This window comes from Arachidicoccus sp., assembly GCF_050436765.1.
GTDB lineage: Bacteria > Bacteroidota > Bacteroidia > Chitinophagales > Chitinophagaceae > Arachidicoccus.
On the sequence record NZ_JBNQGD010000404.1, the window covers coordinates 1,746 to 4,734 of the forward strand.

1 protein-coding gene is annotated in these 2,989 nt (G+C 36.7%); it reads right to left on the reverse strand.

Features of this window, described 5'->3' with window-relative positions; all coding sequences use genetic code 11:
* Positions 1–2,889, reverse strand: a 2,889-nt coding sequence (locus ACQR30_RS16760; protein ID WP_429736908.1) for a SusC/RagA family TonB-linked outer membrane protein, incomplete at its 3' end; no start/stop codon positions are given.
* Between the last annotated feature and the right edge of the window lie 100 nt (positions 2,890–2,989).

Below are 2,989 nucleotides of genomic sequence, written 5' to 3' on the forward strand. Positions count from 1 at the left end.
CAAATAGAACCTCGCCGATGATATCCCATAATGCTTAGAGAATTTAGAATTAACAGTATAGGCTATCGTAATCTGATTTATTTTCACATAAGAACCGTCTTGCATGAACAATGTTTGATTTATGCGGAACGGATTATAGTAGGGATTGAATAAATAGTTATATGGATTGGGATAAGTAGCATCGGTTTGCCCATTTTTTGTATACACATTCAACCTATTAAAAGGAGGTAATGCATTCTGAGTAAAGGGCGAAGCATATTGATTTAATAAATAAGACTGCGACTCATTAATAACATCTCTATCTAAAGTGAACGACACATTCGTGGTCAGACTCCATTGTTTCCAAGAGAGATAAGAACTGAATCCTCCAAAATATTTTGGCTGAGGGTCACCTAAAGCTTGCTCATCATTTGCATCAATTTTATAATCTCCGTTAACATCTGAGAATATAGGTGCACCCGCCTGTAAAGCCACACCATTGATGCTCTCTTTTAGGCCGGTAATCGGATCGACAGGAACTTGCATATTAGAATTATACACACCTTTTGTATTATAAAGGAAATTGGTAAATGTATTAGAACCCAATCGATACAAAATAGGGACGTCAGAATTAGGATCCACAACATATTCCCGAATGCCATTCGGCAACGCACTTAATACATTTTTATTATGTGTAATATTGAAACTCAATTGCCAATTAAAAGGGCTACTAGAATTCAGTGGTCTAATACTCAAAGTAATTTCATGTCCATAGTTCACCTGACTTACCGCATTCGTATTGATGCTGGTAAAACCGGAAGAATTAGGAAGGGCTAAAGAAAAACTTTGATTGTCAACCATTTTATAATAATAATCATATACTAGACTGATTCTCCCGTTCAAAAAGCTGGATTCATAACCAAAGTCTAATTGAGTATTTTGAATAGGCTTAAATGTGTGGTTTGGCAAATAACCAAAATCAACATTAACAGTTGGAGCGCCATTGAAGGAAGAACCAAAACCATATTTTCCATAAGCATCAAATATATTTCCCTGAGGAATGATATTTTTACCATAGCTAAGGCGTAGAGAACCATAATCCAACCAAGTAAGATTTTGCATGAACCTTTCTTTATTAAAGTTCCAACGAGCACTGACTGTCGGGTTTTTAGTGTAGCCTACCGAAGGGCCATTTTGGGAGGTCGCATCTTCTCTTAATTGAAAATCAACCACGTATTTCTTATCATAGTTATACGAAAAGTCTCCACCATATGCCAAAGAACGAGCGTCAGACAGGTTGTCTAAAACACCCTGCATTGCCCCATAATGTTGATACCCTGTCGGACCCTGAATATTATCATTTGGAAAAGCGTAAGCCTGACCTGTTTCACCTCTAAAAGAAGAAGAATTTAATTCATTAAATAAGAATATCAAGAAACTGTGTTTATCATTAATTACCGTATTATAATTGAGAGATTGTCGATTATACAAAGTATAGCTGCGATCGTTATACCACCTGCCAATTGAAGAGCCGCCATTTAAAAATGAAGGCGTAAAGTTCCTCGTCGTATTTGTATTGATCGTATAACTCGAGGTGGTAATAAACCTTAGATTCCTCACCGGTTCAAATTCTATATCTAGGTTACCCGATATATTCCCTGCCTTATTATCATTTTGAACCAATGAGCCTAAAGCCGCACTGATAGGGCTATACAAATTAGGAGGAGGCAACAAAGACGAAGCTTGGGCTACCCCGCTAAGGTTTGATTGTTGAAATGCATTACCGCTACCATAATTTGTTTTACCCAAACCTGTATTGACACTTACCATCATCTTAAATTTCTGGCTGGGATTGTACAAAGTGGACATATCAATATTATACCTATCAAACCCGGTACCTTTAATGATTCCAGAAGATTTTTGATACCCTACATTTATTTTATAATTAAATTTGTCATTACCCCCTAACATACTTACGTTCTGAGTCGTGCTAAAAGTAGGACGGAAATATACCGCCTGCCAATTGGTTGAATTATCATAATATGAGTTCAAGCTATCAGATAAAAATGGGGTAGTATTAATATCTGCTAGTCCATGATAAAAGGAAGTATCATAATTCATTATTTCAGCAAGTCTTATATCTCTTTCTTCACGCCCCCCTATTACCGGGCGTAATTTTGGAACTGCATTATAAGTATAATTACTTATATATTGAACGATTGGTATTTGCGAATTACCTCTTTTTGTGGTAATAATAATAACACCATAAGCACCTTTGGCCCCCCAAAGAGCTGTAGCGGATGCATCTTTCAAGACTTCTATGCTTTCAACATCCTCAGCAGGAATAAGACTTAACGGATTTACACCTGGTGCGGAAGAATTAAAACCATATTGGTAATTTGTATTTACGTCAATAGGTACACCATCTATTACATATAAAGGTGAAGTAGGCTGAAGCATGGCATTATCTCCAGAACCGGAAATAGCGGCAGTAGAAAGCCCTCTTATTTGAACAGTTCCCATCACACCCGGCGTACCATTATTATTTTGGATATTGAGCCCTGCAACACGACCTTGCAATAGTTCCATCACATTATTGGCAGGCTGATCTTTAATATCTTTGGCAGTAATAATGGTCGAAGCACCAGTAAAAGTGGCTCTTTCTGTTGTACGGAAACTTGAAACAACTACGTCCGACAAGCCTCCCGCAGCCTTTTCTACCATAGATATTTCTATATCACTTTTACTTTCATTAGATGTGTTATATGTGCCATCAGTGTATCCAACATAGGAGAAAATTATTTCAGCACCCTTTTTTACGTACACTGAAAATTTGCCTAAATAGTTAGATATTCCAATAATTTTCCTTCTAGGATAATTGGTAGAAATTGAAACAGAAGTTAAAGGCAAATTCGTTTTACTATCTTTTAATACTCCAGATATTTTAACCGAGTCCCCTGAGTTTTTGGTTGTTATTTCATTGCCTGAATTAACCGATTGTGCAAAAAGC